The sequence below is a fragment of the Vibrio sp. 1580 genome (genome assembly GCF_033340055.1).
Window position 1 is genome coordinate 1 of the sequence record NZ_JAWOVT010000639.1, and the last position, 540, is coordinate 540.

Genomic DNA, 540 nt, shown 5'->3' on the forward strand with positions numbered 1-540 from the left:
TTGAATCTCTTCTTTATTCGCCAGTACATTAAAACGTAATGTGTTACCAACGATTAAAAATACCGCACCCAACATTAGGATTGTCAGGGTCACGACAATAATGCCAGCTAGTGTTTTGATGGCATTTAAGCGCGCAAGCCAGTCTTCATCGAGCCTAACATCGGTCACATCTTGTTGTTGACCTACTTCTTTTGCTAGGGCTTGAATGTCTGTTTTGATATCAGATTCTGGCGTAATCACCAACACGCCTGGTAATGCATAACCGCTTAGCAAGCTCAGTGCTTGGTCAAAACCCGCGTACTGGCTTAAATCGGCCAAACCTTGCTGTGGAGAAATATATTCCACTTCTTTTACAAGAGGCCAAGTTTCAATTTGATCTTTGAGAACCATCACACGCGCATCCGGCATGCCTTCAACTAAGTAAGCACTAACTTGCGAGGGAGATGCCACATCTTCGGCAGCGCCTGCCACGTTTTTGCCCAATAGATACAAACAAGCTGGCATGGCAAGTGCCATGGAGATGACCGCTAGAGTCAGAAT

The 540-nt window shown here is 45.2% G+C and carries 1 protein-coding gene; it reads right to left on the bottom strand.

From position 1 onward, the window contains the following. On the bottom strand, positions 1–540 hold a 540-nt coding region (locus R7093_RS27585; RefSeq protein ID WP_318147323.1), incomplete at both ends, for a cell division protein FtsX.